Source organism: Enterobacteriaceae bacterium ESL0689, assembly GCA_029433525.1.
Lineage (GTDB): Bacteria > Pseudomonadota > Gammaproteobacteria > Enterobacterales > Enterobacteriaceae > JAQTIF01.
On sequence record JAQTIF010000001.1, the window covers coordinates 901,901 to 920,734 of the forward strand.

General features: G+C 48.2%; 20 protein-coding genes. 19 read left to right on the forward strand and 1 reads right to left on the reverse strand.

Annotation, left to right across the window (positions count from 1 at the left end; translation table 11 throughout):
• Positions 1–118: 118 nt before the first annotated feature.
• The 19 genes from PT300_04485 (at position 119) to PT300_04575 (ending at position 18,175) form a co-directional block, all read left to right on the forward strand.
• Positions 119–991, forward strand: a complete 873-nt coding sequence (locus PT300_04485) for a ParA family protein (protein MDF7679907.1) — start codon at positions 119–121, stop codon at positions 989–991.
• Positions 988–1,404 (forward strand): hypothetical protein, encoded by a 417-nt coding sequence (locus PT300_04490; GenBank protein MDF7679908.1) that lies wholly within the window; start codon positions 988–990, stop codon positions 1,402–1,404. Before PT300_04485 ends, PT300_04490 begins: the two co-directional genes overlap by 4 nt.
• Positions 1,405–1,413: 9 nt before the next feature.
• Positions 1,414–2,784: an SPI-7-type island replicative DNA helicase gene (gene dnaB-PI, locus PT300_04495; protein MDF7679909.1), complete on the forward strand. Its 1,371-nt coding sequence runs from the start codon at positions 1,414–1,416 to the stop codon at positions 2,782–2,784.
• Positions 2,781–4,451, forward strand: coding sequence for a ParB family protein (locus PT300_04500; protein MDF7679910.1), 1,671 nt, complete (start codon positions 2,781–2,783; stop codon positions 4,449–4,451). Before dnaB-PI ends, PT300_04500 begins: the two co-directional genes overlap by 4 nt.
• Entirely contained in the window at positions 4,448–5,077 is a 630-nt protein-coding gene (locus tag PT300_04505) for a DUF2857 domain-containing protein (GenBank protein MDF7679911.1), read from the forward strand. Before PT300_04500 ends, PT300_04505 begins: the two co-directional genes overlap by 4 nt.
• A gap of 104 nt (positions 5,078–5,181) precedes the next feature.
• Positions 5,182–6,420: an STY4528 family pathogenicity island replication protein gene (locus tag PT300_04510; protein MDF7679912.1), complete on the forward strand. Its 1,239-nt coding sequence runs from the start codon at positions 5,182–5,184 to the stop codon at positions 6,418–6,420.
• Positions 6,421–6,452: 32 nt separating this feature from the next.
• Positions 6,453–6,857, forward strand: coding sequence for a hypothetical protein (locus PT300_04515; GenBank protein MDF7679913.1), 405 nt, complete (start codon positions 6,453–6,455; stop codon positions 6,855–6,857).
• 108 nt (positions 6,858–6,965) lie between these two features.
• The gene (locus PT300_04520) at positions 6,966–7,691 is read left to right on the forward strand and encodes a TIGR03761 family integrating conjugative element protein (protein MDF7679914.1); all 726 of its coding nucleotides are present in this window, start codon (positions 6,966–6,968) and stop codon (positions 7,689–7,691) included.
• A gap of 4 nt (positions 7,692–7,695) precedes the next feature.
• Positions 7,696–9,732: a DNA topoisomerase III gene (locus tag PT300_04525; protein MDF7679915.1), complete on the forward strand. Its 2,037-nt coding sequence runs from the start codon at positions 7,696–7,698 to the stop codon at positions 9,730–9,732.
• Positions 9,733–10,322: 590 nt separating this feature from the next.
• On the forward strand, positions 10,323–10,787 hold the full coding sequence (locus PT300_04530; protein MDF7679916.1) for an STY4534 family ICE replication protein: 465 nt from the start codon (positions 10,323–10,325) through the stop codon (positions 10,785–10,787).
• Between the two features lie 137 nt (positions 10,788–10,924).
• A complete protein-coding gene (locus PT300_04535; GenBank protein MDF7679917.1) occupies positions 10,925–11,464 on the forward strand; it encodes a 3'-5' exonuclease in 540 nt (179 codons plus the stop codon).
• Positions 11,465–11,624: 160 nt separating this feature from the next.
• Positions 11,625–12,170, forward strand: coding sequence for a PilL N-terminal domain-containing protein (locus PT300_04540; protein MDF7679918.1), 546 nt, complete (start codon positions 11,625–11,627; stop codon positions 12,168–12,170).
• On the forward strand, positions 12,167–12,889 hold the full coding sequence (locus tag PT300_04545; GenBank protein MDF7679919.1) for a hypothetical protein: 723 nt from the start codon (positions 12,167–12,169) through the stop codon (positions 12,887–12,889). The genes PT300_04540 and PT300_04545 overlap by 4 nt, the downstream gene beginning before the upstream one ends.
• A gap of 3 nt (positions 12,890–12,892) precedes the next feature.
• Positions 12,893–13,594, forward strand: a complete 702-nt coding sequence (locus PT300_04550) for a TIGR03759 family integrating conjugative element protein (protein MDF7679920.1) — start codon at positions 12,893–12,895, stop codon at positions 13,592–13,594.
• Entirely contained in the window at positions 13,573–14,253 is a 681-nt protein-coding gene (locus PT300_04555; GenBank protein ID MDF7679921.1) for a transglycosylase SLT domain-containing protein, read from the forward strand. The genes PT300_04550 and PT300_04555 overlap by 22 nt, the downstream gene beginning before the upstream one ends.
• The gene (locus PT300_04560; protein ID MDF7679922.1) at positions 14,253–14,756 is read left to right on the forward strand and encodes an integrating conjugative element protein; all 504 of its coding nucleotides are present in this window, start codon (positions 14,253–14,255) and stop codon (positions 14,754–14,756) included. The genes PT300_04555 and PT300_04560 overlap by 1 nt, the downstream gene beginning before the upstream one ends.
• Positions 14,753–15,337, forward strand: a complete 585-nt coding sequence (locus PT300_04565) for a restriction endonuclease (protein ID MDF7679923.1) — start codon at positions 14,753–14,755, stop codon at positions 15,335–15,337. The genes PT300_04560 and PT300_04565 overlap by 4 nt, the downstream gene beginning before the upstream one ends.
• Positions 15,334–17,424, forward strand: a complete 2,091-nt coding sequence (traD, locus tag PT300_04570; GenBank protein MDF7679924.1) for a type IV conjugative transfer system coupling protein TraD — start codon at positions 15,334–15,336, stop codon at positions 17,422–17,424. Before PT300_04565 ends, traD begins: the two co-directional genes overlap by 4 nt.
• A complete protein-coding gene (locus PT300_04575) occupies positions 17,417–18,175 on the forward strand; it encodes a TIGR03747 family integrating conjugative element membrane protein (protein ID MDF7679925.1) in 759 nt (252 codons plus the stop codon). The genes traD and PT300_04575 overlap by 8 nt, the downstream gene beginning before the upstream one ends.
• A 105-nt stretch (positions 18,176–18,280) precedes the next feature.
• Here PT300_04575 and PT300_04580 read toward each other — a convergent pair whose 3' ends face one another.
• Positions 18,281–18,820, reverse strand: coding sequence for a hypothetical protein (locus tag PT300_04580; protein ID MDF7679926.1), 540 nt, complete (start codon positions 18,818–18,820; stop codon positions 18,281–18,283).
• Positions 18,821–18,834: the final 14 nt, after the last annotated feature.

Genomic DNA, 18,834 nt, shown 5'->3' on the forward strand with positions numbered 1-18,834 from the left:
ATGTTAGTGGTGCCCGGACTCGGAATCGAACCAAGGACACGAGGATTTTCAATCCTCTTGCTAGTGTCAGGTAAGTATAAAAGAGTGTTTGTGCGTTACCTGAGTGAACGTACAGACAATGAAAATTTTACCCGTTATTTCTCCAAAAGGTGGTGAAGGTAAGTCTACCTTTGCTGCCTATCTTGCAGGATTCCTTGCTGATGCAGGACTGAAAACGCTTTTAATTGATGCGGATTGGTCGCAACCTACGGCGAGTAGTATTTTTCCTCTGAAAAAAGAAGCACCTTTTGGTCTTTATGAAATTTTGATGCAGATGATTCCTGACCCTTTGCAGGCCATTTCACTCTCTGCGATTGATAATCTTGATATTCTTTATTCCAATGATCCGGATGAGCTTTTGCCTACAGCGATGTTGCATGCGGCAGATGGCCGGTTACGTTTAAGAAATATCCTTCAGCACCCTGCATTTTCCCGCTATAACGCTATTATCGTTGATTCCAAAGGCGCTACCGGTGTGATGACAGAGTTATCCATTTTGTCTTCAACTGGTAATGTTATGGGAGTTGTCAAACCCATTCTTCCCGATGTGCGCGAATTTATTCGTGGATCCCTCCATATGTTCTCCCGCCTGAAAACCTACGAAGACTATGGTATTCACCTGCCGAATATATCGATCCTTGTCAATTGCTTTGAAAATACGCTCCTTGATCGTGAAGCTATGGAAGGTCTTTCCGCCATTATCAATCAGAAACAGTATGACAGTTCAGCGCTGGATAACCGCGATATTTATCGCCTGCTGGATACACGCATTGAGGCGCTGGATATTTATAAACTAGGTCACGTTAAGTCGCAGCCCGTTCATCGGCTTGAATATAAAACCCGGCGTAAAGGACCTGCAGCAGCAGAAACGATGCACAGTCTTGCTTGCGAGCTATTTCCGGAGTGGAAATTGTTCTTTGATGATGTTATTGCCCGGGAGGTTCGCGTATGAACCGTAATCAAATTTGGCGCATGGTTGCTTGCTCTACTGATACATACAATAGACATGAAGAGATTCATGTATTTGTTGATGCTCCTGATTATGAAACAGCAAAAAAGCGTATTTACGAACGCTTGGCTGAAGAATGGGATCTTCCACAGGAATTTATCGATATATATAACCTATGGAGTGGATCAGAACTTCAAGAAATGTCTACAGGAGGACAAATACCTGAGGGATTGCCACTGTTGGAGTCCGGGGGCGGCAATGGAATAGTGTATTACGATCGGGAGCCTCTGATTCTGGTCGCGTCTGCCCAATTACGTGAAGTGCTTGAAAATGCGCTACAAGCGGTATTGCTCATGGAGCAGCAAGAGCAGCAGGATTGTGGCGATAAGTTTGTTGTTGGAACTAAGCCTGACTGAGGAGGAGTTATGAATAAAACAACTATTCCTCATTCAATCGACGCTGAGCAGGCTGTGTTGGGTGGATTAATGCTGGATAATGACCGCTGGGATGAGGTGATTTTATTACTGGCACCGGATGATTTTTTTGTCGCTCAGCATCGGGTGATTTATCGGGCAATGGCAGCGCTGGTCGGTGAAAATTTGCCGTTGGATCTCATTACACTCTCTGATCGCATGGAAAAAGGAGAAGAACTGAGGCAAGTGGGTGGGTTCGCTTATCTGGCAGAAGTAAGCAAGAACACACCTTCGGCCGCTAATATTCTTGCATATGCCGGAGTTGTGGCAGAAAAGAGTCGATTACGAAAATTACAGAGTGTCGGCAATATGTTGATTGCTGACACCCAGGTATTAAACGCGCATTCTTCTACTGTTCTTGAGGCAGCAGAAAATCAGTTGTTTCGTATCGCAGAGCAGGGAATACAGCAGGCAGGCACTGAAACCACCATAAACGATGCTATCGATATGCTGGTCAACCAGCTTGAAGCTATGATGGGGGGTGATGGACTTACTGGTACTCCAACGGGTTTTAGCCAGTTAGATGAAATGACGTGTGGCCTGCAACCAGGCGACCTGGTTTTGCTGGCTGCTCGTCCATCAATGGGCAAGACCGCGCTGGCGCTGGCTACCTGTGCTGCTGCGGTACGAGAAAAACCGAATAATTATGTTTTTGTCTATAGCATGGAGATGCCAAAAGAACAGCTCTCTATGCGCTTGATGTCCATGACCGGGCGGGTTGAACTTAGCAGACTTCGTAGCGCCACGCTGAATGATGAAGAATGGGCCCGTCTTTCACAAGCCATACAAGAAATACTGCAGTGGAATAATCGTCTGATTATTGATGATGTCAGTTATCAGACGCCAGCAACTTTACGTGCCCGTACTCGCCGCTATGTTCGTAAATATGGGCAGCCAGCTCTCATTATGGTCGATTATCTGCAACTCATTCGCTCACCCGAACAGGAGAATCGTACCCAGGAAATTACTGAGATATCCCGTTCACTGAAAGCCATAGGGAAAGAGTTTGGTTGTTCTGTTCTGGCGCTTTCTCAGCTCAATCGCCAGGTAGAGCAGCGAGCAGATAAACGCCCCAATAACGGCGATCTACGTGATTCCGGGGCACTGGAACAGGATGCGGATCTCATCTTATTCATCTATCGGGATGAAGTCTATAACCCTGGAACCATGACTCCCGGCGTGGCAGAAATCATAATCGGTAAACAACGACAGGGACCAACGGGGACGGTAAAAGTGCAGTTCGATGGTTGTTATACACTTTTTTCTGAATATCAAGAGGGAGGGTATGACCTCGGATATCACAGGAAAGGAGGCCAGTCATGAATATAGGAGCATCTATGCTTCAGCCTGGCCGCAAAACCACGGGGAGCATTGAGCGTATACCGGTAGTTGAAATGCCAATGGTACTGACGATTGAACAGCTGGCACCAAACCCGGATAACCCGCGAACATCGAAGAATCCACGCTATGACGAAATAAAAGCGTCAATTAAGGCCCGGGGACTGGATACTGTGCCAAAAGTTACCCAGGATCCAAAGGGTGATCCAAATAAGTATATCTTCAGTGATGGCGGTAATACTCGTTATCAGATACTGGCAGAACTCTGGCAGGAGACGGGAGATGAGCGCTTTTTCCGTATCCATGTACTGGTGAAGCCCTGGCCCGGACGACTTCAGTGTGTGATTGGTCATTTAGCAGAGAATGAAGTGCGTGGCGACTTGTCCTTTATTGAAAAGGCTCAGGGGATCCATAAGGCGCGGACTATTTATGAGGAACAACTGGGAAAGCCAGTTTCTCTGCGTGAATTGTCCACTATGTTAACCAGTGAAGGATTGCCTGTTCATAATTCGACAATCAGCCGGATGGAAGATGCTTTAAAGTACCTCTTTCCCTGGATGCCGGACCTTCTTGAATCCGGACTTGGTGCTCCACAGATCAGACTGTTACTCGCTTTGCGCCAGGATGCTGAGAAAGTCTGGGATCAGTTTTGCCTTCTGTCTGAACAAAGCGATAAATGCTTTACCGATGTATTTGGTGAATGCTGCCGCAAGTTCAATTCCCCCGAACTGTGGTCACCAGAAATGTTCCGTGATGAATTTATTGGTGATCTGCTGCAGGCGCTACCGCATCCGGAGCTGAATTATGACCGTTGGTTGATGGAGTTGGATCCGACAGATCGGACTCAACACGCTCATTTTGATGATCATAAAAAGATAACTGATCTTCAGGAAGTGATGCCATCCCCATCTTCCGATAGCGTTACTGAAATTTCATCTTCTCCCTTGCCAGAGGCGTTGCCTGAATCAACACATTCCATGTCAGTGATTACAGAGGAACCGCCGCTTCAGGAGACAAACACGCAGGGAGTATCGACTGATAATCAGGAGACGGTGTCGTCAGTATCAGAACCGCATATAGAAATACAACCGAATTGCAGCCCTTTGAATATTTCAGATGATAATACGGATACAGATAGAGATAGCGATGAAGCGTTTATCTCTATGCTCCATCCAGATCTGGAGAAGGAGGATGAAACTCTCTGCCTGGATACCTCTGTTATTGAAGATTCTATCTGGTCAGTACCTTCTTATCAGGATGATATCGAGCATTTACAGAATATGGCCTTCGTTCTGGCCTGGGAACTGGGTGAAACGCTGGGATGTGAAGATGAAATCCTGCCAGATCGCGCCAGTAGTCTGTCACCAGGCTACTGCGCCGCAGGTGGCAATTGCAGTGCGCCGACAGCTTTTCTTTTGTCTCTTGCAGGATGTTGTCCGGCGCATTGTCCGACAAGTGGCCTGGATACCGTACTGATCGGCGGTGCCGCGCAGCAGGATGTGCCGGTTCTTGATGATGAGAATGCCATAAAAATACTGCGATTGATGCGTATTCTGCGTCGTTTACGGGAGCTGCAGCGTGGCATAACCATAACAGAGAGCGAGAATGTGATGAATAATGAACAATATCAGTATGGTGGGGGGGGTCAATGACTAATGCTGGTGGGGTATCGCAGGCAGCTAATGGGCTACTGATGCAACTGGTGCTGGATTTGAAGAGCGGCTATCTCCGGCGCTGCGAGTCTCTGGGGATCAAACGTGAAGAGATGGAGATGTTGCAAAGACTTTCTATTGAGGAATTACATTATCTTGCGAACAGTGAAGTATCGGTGGTGAGTATTAATATCAATCACGACAATCTAATCAGTATGTTACAACGTGCAAGGCTGGAACAACAACGTCTGCAACAAATTGATCGAGCACTGGCACTGGGCAGTTCAATTGAGTTGATGCAGACGTTTTTCGGCCTTTCAAGCGTTGATGTGGCAGCGCGTCGACGCATCGCTGGCATTGAAGCACGGGCTGGACGTGGCAATGCACTGAGTGATGAAGATAATGCGGAAATCTGGCGCTTGTGGCAGAGATCGGGTATTGAAAAGGTCGAAAGTCATGACGGACTTGATGTCATGATGCTGGCTGCAGAACAACTGAATATTCCCCTGACTTCAGTCTGGCATGCGGTGAAAGGCTGGCATAGAACCATATCACATCGATCGGTAAGCCAATCCCTGAAACCAGTGATGAAAAACGCCGATCATGAATGCCACCGTGTGAGGTGATCTATAAATAGTGTGTTTATCCTGCATCTAACTGTAAGTGGATGCAGGCGTAAGCATACTGACAGAACAGAGTAACCTGATGATTCCATCATAAGGAAAAGAATATGACGCTGCCTGCGGACAGCCTGATAGCGTTTACCCTGGAAAAAATGAATATCCGTCTGGCGGCTAATTCACGCTGTGATAACGGACTGGTGCGTAGTGGCTTGCTGTTCACGGGGAATGTGCATGATGCGATCCCCCGAAGACTGTTACTGGATACGCGACTTTCCCCCCTTGATAAGATGGGCTGGATGATGATCCGCCTATATGCGCAGAATAATGAAGGCGCGATATTTCCCAGTTATGATGAATTGCAACTCCAGTTAGCTTCTCCAGGAAAAGGTAAGGCATCCCGTGAAACGGTGAGTCGGGTATTACTGATGCTGCGAATAACTGGCTGGCTTAGTCTTTGTAAACGAGTTCGTGACAGTAAAGGGCAGGTTCGCGGTAATATCTATGCTCAGCATGATGAACCGCTGACTTTCCGTGATGCAGAATCACTGGATCCGCGCTTTCTTGATGTTGTTGCTGATGCCTGTCTGAGTAAAAATCGGACGATTAGCCAGACTGCCAGAGATGTGCTGGCGGAGATAAAAACCGATCCAACAATGCGGCACTATCATAGCCACCTGTCGCTGCTTGAAAACCGACTGGGTCATTCTCAGAATGCCGATCAAATGGCAGTTCGACAACGTTCGACATTATTAAATCCGGAACCGGGTTCGGATACCGAACTCAGCCTGATTAGAATAAAAAATAACCATCGCGAGCAGAGTACGGAAACCGAACTCAGTCAAAATCAGGCAGAAATAGTACCGGGTTCGGAATCCGAACTACCAGTAAAATCAGTAAATTATGACAGAGTTCGGAAACCGAACCATTACGTACGTAATTTTACACATAGTGTAAATAAAAAAACGTACGTAAGCAGTCTGGTCGCATTACCTGATGTGTTGAAAGCGATAATATCGCAGGAGGATCAGGCGATGCTGATGCAGCAGCTAAAAGCCCTTCCTGAAGAGCTTGCTCAGCAGGTTCTGTTTGCGCTGCAAAGCATGATGGCCAGACAACGGGTGGATAATCCATTGGGCTGGCTACTGGCGGTGCTGAAAAAGGCGCGGGAGGGAACCTTCAGACCGATTAAACAACTGCAATCGATTCAGCCGGATGCCCGGATGCAGCCACGCCGATCTGAACCACCGCTTTGCTCCATAGCCCCACGAGCTGCAGCAGCCTCTGAAGAACAGATTAGAAATTATGTCAACAGCCTCCGGCAACAACTACGACAAAATGCCCGATGACTGAAAAGTATACAGTGCTGGCAGTGCCAGCAGTGGCTGAAAAGTATACAGTGCTGGCAGTGCCAGCAGTGGATGAAAAGTGTACAGCTCTGGCAGTGCTAGCAGTGACTGAAAAGTGTACAGTGCTGGCAGTGCCAGCAGTGACTGAAAAGTGTACAGTGCTGGCAGTGCCAGCAGTGAATGAAAAGTGTACAGTGCTGGCAGTGCCAGCAGTGGCTGAAAAGTGTACAGTGCTGGCAGTGCCAGCAGTGGATGAAAAGTGTGCAGTGCTGGCAGTGCCAGCAGTGTATGAAAAGTGTGCAGTGCTGGCAGTGCCAGCAGTGGCTGAAAAGTGTACAGTGCTGGCAGTGCCAGCAGTGTATGGAAAGTGTACAGTGCTGGCAGTGCCAGCAGTGGATGAAAAGTGTACAGTGCTGGCAGTGCCAGCAGTGGTTTAAAGAGCTAAAACTTATGCAGTCGGAGATCTGGTTTCTGATTGTTTCACCCTTTCCTGCAATGGACTATCTCAATCCTGATTGAGATATCACAACAGCAAGGGGTTATAGATGGAAAAGGTAAAAAAGGGTGTAGATACTGTCTTACCTTCATCGCGTGCAGGAGTGCTACAGTCCGCGCTTTCGGTTGAGCTTCATACTCACTACGCTATCAGGCTATGGGAGGGGCGTAAGCGAAGTGACAGTAATTCTGGTGAGAAAAAGCGACCTGAAATTATCAGTATGCCAAAAGCCATTCAGCGTGCCGGAATAGCTTCCCGGGATTCAGCGTCAGATAATCCGTATGCAGATATGGTACTGGTAAAACTGGAAACCATAATTAATCTCGCGTCTGATAAAATTAGTAAGATAGTTAATGATCTGGAAGTCATTTTATCGGCTGTTCCTAAAGGAATAACGCTTTCTGATGTTGCGTCAGTCTGTCCCCTTAATATCAGTATTTACAGTCGTTCTCCTCTCGGATATCGGTGTGTCTGGTTGCTGGTCGGTTACGACCAGCTGGCAATGAAAGCGTTTCATGCTTTTCATTACGGGTTAATCTCACGCGCTCAGCGTGATCAGTACCTCAATATTGGCGGTCATGCTGTCAGACAGGTTTATGGTGTGATTCAGCCTTATTACACCGTGGCGGTAAACAGAAACGATATTGTTAATCTGACAGCCCGTGGGCAGGAAGCGCTGGCGCGTTTGGGTGAACCTGATCCTGATATTTTCTCTGGTAAAAAACGCTCATCTTTTTCGGCACCCTTATCTGACCGCCAGAATGATAAGGAGTAATGCCATGCAACTTTATCTATGTGAGAAGCCGTCTCAGGCGAAAGATATTGCGCGGGTACTGGGTATCAGTCAGCGAGGGCAGGGATTTATCAGTAGTGGAGATATTACCGTCACCTGGGCAGTTGGTCACCTGCTGGAGCAGGCCAGTCCGGACGCTTATGGCGAGCAGTTTGGCAAACCCTGGCGGGCTGATGTGCTGCCGGTTCTACCTGATAACTGGAAAATGGTGGTTAAATCCCAGACCCGGGATCAGTTTACCGTTATCAGTAAGTTGTTAAAGCAGGCCAGTGAAGTCATTATTGCTACCGATGCTGATCGCGAAGGTGAGGTGATTGCCCGCGAGTTACTGGTATATTGTGGCTATCGTGGTGCAGTGCGTCGGTTATGGTTATCCGCACTGGACGAAGCCAGTGTTCGCGAGGCACTGGATAGTATTCTTCCCGGGGAAAAAACAGCGAAATTATATGATGCCGGGCTGGGGCGCAGCCGGGCCGACTGGCTGATTGGGATGAATCTGACCCGGCTCTATACCCTGATTGCACAGAAGTCGGGTGTTTTTGAAGTATTGTCTATTGGTCGGGTTCAGACACCGACTTTGGCGATTGTGGTTAATCGTGATAATGAAATTGCCAGTTTTACTCCGGTTCCCTGGTGGCAGGTACAGGCTTTGCTGGAGAAAGATGGTGTGCGTTTCAGGGCGTATTGGCAAGCAGTAGCGCAGTACTGCGATGATGAAAAACGCTGTGTGAATCAGCAGGCAGCAAAGGCGGTGGCGTTACTTTGTCAGCAACAAAAAAGTGCAACAGTGCTGGACGTGAATCAGAAGCGTGAAAAAACACCCGCTCCCCTTTGCTTCGATCTGGGAACGTTACAACAGGTTTGTTCCCGTAAATTCGGACTGGGGGCGAATGAAACACTGTCTATCGCTCAGTCATTATATGAAACCCATAAAGCAACAACTTATCCACGAACCGATTGCGGGTATCTTCCGGTATCCATGCAGAAGGAAATTCCGACAGTACTGGCGGCGGTCGCTAAATCTGATCCGTCGGTCGCTGCAGTGCTGGCACAATTAGACAGTAATTTTGTTTCCCGCGTGTGGAATGATAAAAAAATTACGGCACATCATGCCATTATTCCGACACGCCAGGCATTTGATATCTCGCGTCTCAGTGAAAATGAGCTGCGGGTTTATCAACTGATTCGGCAGTATTATTTTGCTCAGTTTTTTCCATTGCAGGAGTCTGATGTCACTGATGCCTCTTTTAATATTGGCGGACAGTTGTTCAGGGCTAAAGGTAAAATCAATATTGTTACTGGCTGGAAGCTGTTATTTCAGAAGGATTGTCAGGAAGAACAATCTGAAGATAATGATGTCGACATGGCATTACCACCATTAAATAAAGGTGACTGTTGTATGGTGAATGGCGCTGCAGTGGAAGATAAAAAAACCAGTCCACCATCTTCATTTACAGAAGGTACGCTGATTGCTGCGATGAAAAATGCTGCCAGTTTTATCAGCGATCCGAAACTGAAAAAAGTACTGCGCGATAATGCGGGACTGGGAACCGAAGCGACCCGGGCAGGGGTGCTGGAAACGCTTTTCTCCCGTCATTATCTGGAGAAAAAAGGCAAACATATCCATGCCACTCAACTGGCCAGGGAACTGATTGCAGCCTTACCTGAAACACTGACCAGTCCTGGTATGACCGCGCTGTGGGAGCAGGCGCTGGACGATATCGCGCAGGGGAAAATGTCTCTGGATACCTTTATGGAACGGCAGTTTCAGTGGACTCGTCATCTGGTAGACAAAGGACGAAGTGATAAAGTGAATATTACAGCCCCAGTGACGCCTCCCTGTCCTGTTTGTAAAGGGCTGACCCGCAGGCGTAAGGGGAAAAATGGTGATTTCTGGGGATGTATCCGTTATCCAGAATGTAACGGTATTGTTGCGGGGAAAAGCAATAGTAAAGGTCGAAAAGTTCCACGCAATAAAAAACGGGCTGTAAAAACGGAAACTGAATTTTCTGATACACAGTAATAGTTTTGCAATACATCCGATGAAGATATTCTGGTATTGTAAAGCTGCTTTGATGCAAAGGTACTCCATTAGTCACGGGGTTGTCATTGGACTTAACGGGGTCATATGACAGCCAGACTCAGCAGGCAGTGAGCAGTGAATGGTACGTTCCGACTGGCCAGCAAGACGCATGCACTCCGTGAAAACCGCGTCGGGATAATGTCCTTAATCCCCGGAGAATGATGAGATACACATACAGGTTTTGGTACTGACCATAATGGCACCGGCAACGGTGCCTTTTTTCTGTGATATTTTCAGATTGACATTCATGCCATACAGTTTAATGATAATCAGGTTTAATTGTCGTTCTTACGACCACCAATGTTTCAGCAGTCTGTGAGAAACGCCTTCGGGTGACTGTGAAAATCTGCCCACCTTTGACAGCAGATGTCGCCAGTATAAGCGCATTATGACGCGGCGATAAGGTTTCTTAATGACTTACCAGACAGTCGGAATTTAGCTAATTCTGACCCCCTGACGGGAAAATCACTCCCGTCAGGGTCGTGATTTTCTCCGTCATATCTTATTTTTAACTCCATGGAGAAAATATCATGTCTGCAAATAACACGACTTCCGGCAAAACTGAGTACTTTAACCTGACTATTAACGGTCTGGGATATCTCAGCAATATTCGCCAGGTTAACCTTCAGAATGGCTCATTTCTCAGTTGTGTAATAAACGCTCTGAGTGGTCCGACGGATAATCCATCGTATGTTCGTTTTGATATTTCTGTTGCTGGCAAAGAGTCAACCAGCCTGATTAGCCGTTGCCAGAAAGCAGTTGATGAGGATAAAAAAGTCCTGATTGGCTTTAGCTTAAGTAATCCATCCACCGATATATTTACGCTAAATAAAGGCGATCATGCCGGTGAACAGCGTGTCAGTCTGAAAGCGCGCTTAATAAAAGTAAGCTGGATAAAAATAGGCCAGGAAATGGTGTATAAGGCTGAAAAAGCGGATTCTGTGCCACCACAGAATAATTCAGTTCAGCCGGAATATGCTGAGAATTCTTTCTGAGTTATTTCTACCCTACCTCCCTGAAATTTTCAGGGAGGTTTTTCTTCTATCAAAGTAATTCCGCCCGGTCATTTAGACCAGAATCCCGAAATACGCCTAATAACAATGTGATAGCATGATATAAACAGGTGGCCAGAATGTGTCATGATGATTTAGAAACTCGCAGAGCAGCAGCTCTGGCGCAGAACAAATGTTTTACGAAAGGAAGACTCCGTGATGAGTTCAGAATGAAGCCTGCTCCTGGCGCGGAACCCGTCAAAATCTATAAAAATGCATATGGCAGCAAAGTCTGTATTGATCCGTCTGCATTTGCTGTTCATGGTATCAGTGCCGATTCGCTAACGGATGAGCCGTTATGGCCCGATATTACCCGACAGCTTCAACACAACATCGGCCAACACCCTTTGATCATTTTTAATGCCGATTTTGATTTGCGCATTCTGAAACAGACAGCGATAGCACACAACGACCCTGCCAGCTGGCTGGATAATCTGACGGTGTATTGTGCTATGTGGCTTTCTGCGAAATATTACGGCCCGACTAACCGTTACGGTACAATTTCTCTTTCTCGTGCTGTCAGTCAGGCCGGACTGAGTTGGGTCGGGCAGGCGCATTCTGCCGTCACAGACGCGGCGATGACAGCACAGGTGATCAATGATATTGCCGAATACTGGTGAAGGTGTGAATCCCCGGTTCTGACTGGTGTAATATGACAAACAGAACGCTGACCTGCTGGTCGGCGTTTTTTTTCATCTGTGGAAAATCAGTTGTTAATTGAGCGAATGCGGAGGATTTCGCACAGTGAGGTATGTTTTGTCACTGTAAAGGAAACTCCGGATGAAATTTCATACCCGTTATAAGTCCCTTATTATCGCGTTATCGCAACTTTTGCTCGCCAGTTGTGCTTCTTCGCCTCAGAAACTACAGCAGCGTACTGATGCTGTGCCTTCTGTAGCGATTACCCGTAATGTTCAGGCCGTTATGCCTGATGAATATGTCCGGTCGCCAGAGGTGGTGCGTTATGACCGTTATCTGCTGGTAAGCACCGATCCGCTGATTGCTCAGCACGATCCACTGTCTCAGATTATTGATATTCGTATCCCTGCGTCCCTGCATCCGACGGTTGCGGACGCTTTGCGTTATGCTCTGAAACAATCAGGTTATTCCCTTTGTGCTACCGGGATTGCGAACGACATGCTGTATCGCCAGCCATTGCCAGCGGTGCAGTATCAACTGGGGCCTGTGCGTTTGCGAATTGCTTTACAGGTGATAGCGGGTCAGGCCTGGCAACTGGAAGTGGATGATGTCCGGCGCGTAGTTTGTCATAGCTTGCGGGATGGCTATCAGTTACCCACCGTGAAGGGAGGGTTTCTAAAAAAATGAACCTGAATAACGTCACGAAGGCTATCTCTTCCTGGAACCAGAAGCATCGGTGGTCAGGGTGGTTTATGGCCATTATCTTCTTTTGTCTGGTAATGGTAGCTGAAGGTTTTGTGTTGTACGCATTGACCAGCGGTATAACTCGTCTGGAGATGCGCCTTTCTTATCTGGAATCGAAAAATAATACCGTTGCAACTACGGTGATGTTATCCACCCTCCAGTCACAAATATCGACCCTGGAAGCTGGACTCGCCAGTAACCAACAACGCATGGATATACTGCAAAATGATACTGAAACCCGAAGCGGATCTTCGCCGGAATTGGCTATTTTGCAGGCATCGTCCATACAGATGCAACAGGCACAGCAGAAGACAGAAGCACAACTGAATGCCCTGACTGAACAGTTAAATGCCCTGAAAACATTACCGGCTGCAGCAACTCCGTCCCCCGAAAAAAAATTAACGGAAGTGAAAAAACCGCTTTCCGTTAAATCCCACCTGACGACACAAGTAGTACGTAATACGCCATTTGTACTGACGGGGGTGGAAAAGCGCGGTGTTGAATTATGGGCAGCTGTTGCTCCCCGAGATTACCACAATCTGTCGCAGATTACGCTTATCGGAAAAGGTGAAACCGTCTCTGGCTGGACACTGGTTCATGCTGGCCATAATGAAGCAACGTTTCGGGCCAATGGCCGTTTGATAGTCCTTAAGGTGGAGTAACTCATGCTGAAATTATCATTGCTCATGCTGAGCGTACTGAGTTCGCAGGCGCTTGCCGCCACAGAGACTTCCGTTATTGAAAATTCGCAAATGACTCAAAGTCAGATGCAGTTACAGCAACAAACAGCGACCGCATGGGGGCTTAATGCTGAGGATTACCAGCGGTATCAGCAACTGATGAAGGGACCCCGTGGCACCCAGTCTCCAGGATTAGATCCGCTTTCGGTACTGGGAATTGAAGCCCGAACGCCAGCAGAACGTCGTCAGTATGCGGAACAATGGGTGAAAGAAGAGTTTACCCGCACGCAAAAAGAACTCGAGTTTCAGCGGGAAATCAATACTGCATGGCGACGGCTGTATCCTGGGATATTGTCAGTGAAGCTGGGAAGTACTGCTGGTGTCGTCAGGGATACTGGCGGACGTCTGGCGTTGTTTATTAAGTCTAAAGATTGCCTGACCTGTGAGGCGCGGCTGTCTGCGTTGCTTAGTGATAATCGTCAGGTTGATATTTACCTGGTCGATAGCGAAGGGAACGATGATACGTTACGCCAGTGGGCGCGAGCTCACCATATCCCGGTAGAAAAAGTTCGTTCCCGCCAGATTACGCTAAATCATGATGGTGGCCGCTGGCGGCGCTTTGGTGGCGGAATAATGCCGGTATTGCTGCAACAGGGAGAAAAAGGATGGCATATCGTCGCATTCTGATCCTAATCGTCCTGATACTGTCGGGAAGTGGTCGTGTCCTGGTTGCAAAGGAAATAATACCTGAAGGGTATATCCGGGTGGCTGTAACGCACGGTATACCACCGGAAGTTCTTTATTCTGTCTCGCTGACAGAAACCGCCATGACACCACAAACGATTGCTGCGGTAGTCAGGCAGCAGACAAATCTGCCAGAGAGAACTCGCCCCTGGCCGTGGACGATTAATGTGGCAGGTAAAGGATATCGCTATGCCAGTCGCCTGCAAGCCTGGCAGGCGCTGCAGGTATTTATGTCACGTTATCCTCTTAAGCGTATTGATGTTGGTCTGGCCCAGGTGAATCTTGGCTGGAATGGACACCATTTCTCTTCGACATGGGGGGCGTTTGATCCGTATATCAATCTTAATGTCGCAGCGACTCTTTTACGCGAATGCTGGGATCGTAAGCCGGGTAGCTGGCTGGATGCAGCGGGTTGTTATCATCATCCATCTGGTGGAAAGGCGGCGGCTCACTATAAGGCGGTAGTGACACGCCATCTTACCCGTCTCAGTACCACGCCCGACCAGCCACGCTTGCTTCTGCCTTCCTCATTATCACAGAGGGTAGCGACTATTACCCCTGAGCCTGATTTTATCTGGACTGAACCCAGGGAGGAGCCCTGATGAATAACCTGTTTTTAATGATATGCCTCCTGCTTCCCCTGACCGGGCACACCAGGCTGAATGTTATTGCTGATCTGGGAGGAGAAGATGCCAGCCCTTATTTTGCAGGTATTAACAAACAACCTGAAGAATCGGCAAGAATTACACCGCCGCCAGTAGCTGCAATAGATGCGATGTTTCCGGTCAGTACGCCAGAAATGACACCAGGTGAAGTCGCAGATCGTCCGCTGTCATTGCCAGGTATTGGTGCGCTTTTTCTGATAGGGGATGACGCACTGTCACGATCGTGGCTGGCAGAGAATGCACCGGCGCTGATAGCCCGGCATGCCGCCGGTCTGATTGTCAATGTCGGCAGTGCGTCCGCAGTTCAGTCGCTGCGTGATTTAGCTCCTGAACTCCCGATGGCACCGGCATCGGGTTCTGAACTGGCGCGTCGTCTGCAGCTACGGTATTACCCGGTTCTGATTACCGAGACCGGATTGTCCCGGCAGGTACGGCCATGATGAACACATGGCAATCTGATACCGCGCTGGCGCTGCTTCTGGCGGGACTGTTTATCGTAGTAATACTGCGTTTGGGCTTTCGTCAGCGAGAAAAAGTCAGTGTTCATCGCCACCGTCGTTATCAAACTATGGCGGCACAAATACTGGAAAAACTGGGTACTCTCCCTGGAAATGGTCAGCGAATACAGTATTTGCGCAAAATAAATCCATATGTGTTTGAAGAACTGTTGTTGCTAGCGCTGGAACGGCAGGGGCTGACGGTGGTTCGTAATGCGTCTTACAGCGGTGACGGGGGCATTGATGGACGGGTTATTATTGATGGTCAATGTTGTTTGCTTCAGGCCAAACGTTACAGTCGGGCCATCACACCTGCCCATATTCGCGACTTTGATCGGCTTCTTGCTCAGCAATCTTGTTGTGGTTTTTTTATCCACACAGGCAGAACCGGTAACATGAGTCGTGCAATCAGCGCAGCCTCTTCGCGTCTTTATATCATCAGTGGTCAGCGCTTGTTGGATCTGCTTGCCGGCAGACCATGCTGGCTGTCAGGGTATTCATATTTTCAGAGAAAATCGCTATGAGTAATCGCTATGTGATTGAAGCCCTTCTGCGTCCGGCAGTTGAGCTGAATACTGCCGTTGTGGCTGGCGTTGCTGCATATATTTGTGTCCAGGCCCCCTGGGCTGTGGCACTGGCACCTTCTGTCAGCTATGTGATGGCATCCGGTTTTGCGGTACTGTCCATTATCCGTGCCCGGCAGGGAATGAAAATTATTCGTTATCGCCACAACTTGTCCCGGCTTCCCCGCTATGTGATGAGTGCCGGACAGATACCGATCAGTCATCAGCGTCTGTTCCTGGGACGTGGATTTCGCTGGACACAAAAACATACCCAGCGACTGCAGGATACGCTACGCCCGGAGGTGGCGAAATATCTTCAGCCAGGCCAGTTATATCAGGCGGCTCGCTGGCTGGAAATGCACACAGAGCATTCAATGCCTGGTCTGGGGAAACTGTTACGAACCGATTCCCCACTGAATCCGGTGCGCCCGTTGCCGCCAGTTGGCGGTAATCCAGTACTACATGGTATTGAACCCGAGGAACAAGATGTCTGGCTGGCACTGCTGGAACGTGTCGGGCATACCATCGTTTATGGCACTACCCGCGTGGGGAAAACCCGCCTCGCAGAGCTGCTGGTGACTCAGGATATCCGTCGCGGTGAAGTGACGATTGTTTTTGATCCGAAGGGGGATGCCGATCTGATGAAACGTGTCTGGGCGGAAGCACATCGCGCTGGTCGGGAAGATGCGCTGTATATTTTCCATCTTGGCTGGCCTGAAATCTCCGCCCGCTATAATGCCGTTGGCCGTTTTGGCCGGGTATCAGAAGTGGCGTCCCGTGTAGCGGGGCAACTGTCGGGGGAAGGGAACAGCGCGGCGTTTCGTGAGTTTGCCTGGCGGTTTGTCAATATTATTGCCAGAGCGTTAGTGGCGTTGGGTGAGCGGCCAGATTACACGCTGATTATGCGCTATGTAAACAATATTGCGGATCTGTATATTCGTTATGCAGAAAAGATTATCGATGAACAACTTCCCTCGCTGCAGACACAAATTCAGAATAATGCGCAGGTATTACGTGATGATGATATTCCCCGCAATATGCAAGGGCAACCGGACGCGCTGCGTATCTGGTCTATTGAGGTGGCGCTTAGTTCAGAAACGGGGAAGCAATTATATGATCCGATTCTGGACGGTTTACGCAGTGCAGTGCGCTATGATCGTACCTATTTTGACAAAATTGTAGCGTCTTTGTTACCGTTGCTGGAAAAGTTAACGACTGGAAAAACCGCAGAACTGCTGGCACCTGATTACCTGGATATGGAGGATTCACGGCCAATTTTCGACTGGGAGCAGATAATCCGGAAAAAGGCAGTGGTATATATCGGGCTTGATGCGCTCAGTGACAGTGAAGTGGCCAGTGCAGTGGGTAACTCGATGTTTGCTGATCTGGTCAGCGTGGCTGGGCATATCTACAAGTACGGCATCCATTCCGGATTGCCCGGTGAGGGGGAGAATAAGAGCCCGATTAATCTGCACTGTGATGAATTTAATGAGCTGATGGGTGATGAATTTATTCCGCTGATCAATAAAGGTGGTGGTGCGGGGATGCAGGTTACCGCTTATACCCAGACTTCATCAGATATTGAAGCGCGGATTGGCAATGCCGCTAAAACAGCGCAGGTGCAGGGTAACTTCAATAACCTGATTATGTTACGTGTCAGGGAGAACCGTACTGCCGAACTGTTGACGACCCAGCTGCCACAGGTGGAGATTTACACTAAAACGCTGGTCTCTGGTCATCAGGATGCCGATATCAGTGCCAGTCAGGATTTTACTTCCAGTACTCAGGATCGTGTTGGTACCGTCAAAGTACCATTACTGGAGCCCGCTGATGTAGTGACATTGCCGAAAGGGCAGGCGTTCGCCCTGCTGGAAGGGGGGCAGCTGTGGAAAATCCGTATGCCGCTACCCGCTGGCGAAGCGGATGATGAGCTGATGCCGGAGAGCATTGCAAAAATCGCCCAGCAGATGCGGCGTAATTATCACAGCGGTGAAGCATGGTGGCATGATGCGCCGACAATAGTGCCTGTAGGAGGTGAGCATGGCTGAATCACAACGTGATATTCCCGCTCAGTCCCGACAGGAAAAGCCGCGTGGTTTACTTTACAACCTGTTCTGGGACTGGCCCTGGTCGCTGATGGGGATGCTGCTGGGATCGCTAATGCTAAGCCTGCTGATTGAGTACACGGGGATGGCGTTCTTCTGGCCGGAAGAGGGGGCGGCGCACAGTGAGGCGGTCATGAATACGGAATTAGGCTGGTTATCAACAGAATTCACCCATAGCCTGTTGCTGTCTGAGCCTTCAGTGACGGTTATCCGTTGGATAACAACTGCGTATCAGTGGCTGTTTATCGATAGTGGATTCACTACATGGTTGAGTCAACAGTATGAATTGCAGATGGGCAGTGATAATGAGCTGACACGTAATCTGAGTAGCTGGAGTGGATGGCTTGCTGGTTATCTTCATGAATATTTGCAGGCGACGGTGTGGATCACTGTCATTACGCTGGTTCGGGTGACAATATTGCTGCTGTCAGTACCACTGTTTTTAATGGTAGTAGTGGTAGCACTGGTAGAAGGTCTGGGACGCAGGGATTTGCGGCGCTACGGTGCTGGTTATGAAAGTTCGTTTGTTTATCATCATGCTAAAAAAATAGTGAAACCGGCGATAGTAGTGCCCATGATGCTGTATCTGTCCTGGCCGACGGCGGTGTACCCCAATCTGTTACTGTTACCAGCCGCCCTGTTGCTGGGGACTGCCATCACGGTCACTACGGCCTCATTTAAGAAATATATTTAGTTATCAGCGCTGGACGAAGGCGGACAAAACTTGCTTTTGTGCGTCTTCGTCAGCAGACAAGCCACGAACAGACTTTCACTGCGCGTCAGATGTTTTGGTAGTGCGTTAGAACAAAAAACCACAGATAATCCCTGCGATACCAATAATTAATCCTCCCCATGCAAGCATTCTATCTTTCTTTTTTTCTTTCTGATTTGATACATATATATCACTAAGTGATTTGGCCAGAGACAGCAGAGTTGGGTGATTGTCTGGGGTCTGTTGTTGCAAGTGCTTGAGGTGTAACTGAATATTTTCAGGTAAGTCTGAATAGGGATCATGAGCGTTATGCCATTCAATGAGATCTCTTATTTTTGTGGAGCTTTCAGCGCTACATTTCTCTTCATTAATAAAATCATTCAGTATGTAAGTGAGGATTTTTGCTATTTTATTTTTTCTGACACTCCATCTTGTTGCCAGAAGATAAATATCTTCATTTTTTAGTTGGTTGCTTTTTATGGCTTTTTTCAGTATGGCCTCATATTTTATTTCTCTGCGGGATGAATCAATATCATTGATCGTGAAGAAAAGATATCCCATCGAGCCTATCACCAAAAACAATGCCAGAGCTATTTTTACAGTGACAATAATTATTTCTGTATTCATTCCAATCGTCTCAT

Excerpts from the sequence above, each read along its gene's own strand:
- PT300_04485 (MDF7679907.1), top strand. The coding sequence starts at position 119 with ATGAAAATTTTACCCGTTATTTCTCCAAAAGGTGGTGAAGGTAAGTCT.
- PT300_04490 (MDF7679908.1), top strand. The coding sequence starts at position 988 with ATGAACCGTAATCAAATTTGGCGCATGGTTGCTTGCTCTACTGATACA.
- dnaB-PI (MDF7679909.1), top strand. The coding sequence starts at position 1,414 with ATGAATAAAACAACTATTCCTCATTCAATCGACGCTGAGCAGGCTGTG.
- PT300_04500 (MDF7679910.1), top strand. The coding sequence starts at position 2,781 with ATGAATATAGGAGCATCTATGCTTCAGCCTGGCCGCAAAACCACGGGG.
- PT300_04505 (MDF7679911.1), top strand. The coding sequence starts at position 4,448 with ATGACTAATGCTGGTGGGGTATCGCAGGCAGCTAATGGGCTACTGATG.
- PT300_04510 (MDF7679912.1), top strand. The coding sequence starts at position 5,182 with ATGACGCTGCCTGCGGACAGCCTGATAGCGTTTACCCTGGAAAAAATG.
- PT300_04520 (MDF7679914.1), top strand. The coding sequence starts at position 6,966 with ATGGAAAAGGTAAAAAAGGGTGTAGATACTGTCTTACCTTCATCGCGT.
- PT300_04525 (MDF7679915.1), top strand. The coding sequence starts at position 7,696 with ATGCAACTTTATCTATGTGAGAAGCCGTCTCAGGCGAAAGATATTGCG.
- PT300_04530 (MDF7679916.1), top strand. The coding sequence starts at position 10,323 with ATGTCTGCAAATAACACGACTTCCGGCAAAACTGAGTACTTTAACCTG.
- PT300_04535 (MDF7679917.1), top strand. The coding sequence starts at position 10,925 with ATGTGTCATGATGATTTAGAAACTCGCAGAGCAGCAGCTCTGGCGCAG.
- PT300_04540 (MDF7679918.1), top strand. The coding sequence starts at position 11,625 with ATGAAATTTCATACCCGTTATAAGTCCCTTATTATCGCGTTATCGCAA.
- PT300_04545 (MDF7679919.1), top strand. The coding sequence starts at position 12,167 with ATGAACCTGAATAACGTCACGAAGGCTATCTCTTCCTGGAACCAGAAG.
- PT300_04550 (MDF7679920.1), top strand. The coding sequence starts at position 12,893 with ATGCTGAAATTATCATTGCTCATGCTGAGCGTACTGAGTTCGCAGGCG.
- PT300_04555 (MDF7679921.1), top strand. The coding sequence starts at position 13,573 with ATGGCATATCGTCGCATTCTGATCCTAATCGTCCTGATACTGTCGGGA.
- PT300_04560 (MDF7679922.1), top strand. The coding sequence starts at position 14,253 with ATGAATAACCTGTTTTTAATGATATGCCTCCTGCTTCCCCTGACCGGG.
- PT300_04565 (MDF7679923.1), top strand. The coding sequence starts at position 14,753 with ATGATGAACACATGGCAATCTGATACCGCGCTGGCGCTGCTTCTGGCG.
- traD (MDF7679924.1), top strand. The coding sequence starts at position 15,334 with ATGAGTAATCGCTATGTGATTGAAGCCCTTCTGCGTCCGGCAGTTGAG.
- PT300_04575 (MDF7679925.1), top strand. The coding sequence starts at position 17,417 with ATGGCTGAATCACAACGTGATATTCCCGCTCAGTCCCGACAGGAAAAG.
- PT300_04580 (MDF7679926.1), bottom strand. The coding sequence starts at position 18,820 with ATGAATACAGAAATAATTATTGTCACTGTAAAAATAGCTCTGGCATTG.